Annotated in this window: 1 rRNA gene; it reads right to left on the bottom strand. The window is 56.6% G+C overall.

The window, feature by feature from the left end:
- A 5S ribosomal RNA gene (rrf, locus tag ADL15_RS24895) occupies nucleotides 1-96 on the bottom strand; the annotation flags it as partial.
- Nucleotides 97-242: the final 146 nt, after the last annotated feature.

The raw sequence follows: 242 nt of genomic DNA, 5'->3' as shown, positions 1-242 counted from the left end.
CCACACCCTCCCGAGTGCAGTACCATCGGCGCTGGAGGGCTTAGCTACCGGGTTCGGAATGTAACCGGGCGTTTCCCCTCCGCTATGACCACCGAAACAACGGTCAGCGGTAGAACCAACCAGCAACCCGAAAACTGCTTCCCGGGGTGGTTGTTCGTTTGCTGTGAATCACACAGTGGACGCGTAGCACAAAGTTTGAGGTGGTTAAGCCCTCGGCCTATTAGTACCGGTCAACTCAACAC

Source organism: Actinoplanes awajinensis subsp. mycoplanecinus (genome assembly GCF_001509495.1).
GTDB lineage: Bacteria > Actinomycetota > Actinomycetes > Mycobacteriales > Micromonosporaceae > Actinoplanes > Actinoplanes palleronii.
Note: the sequence above shows the minus strand (reverse complement) of the source record. Positions and strands in the feature narration are given on the sequence as shown.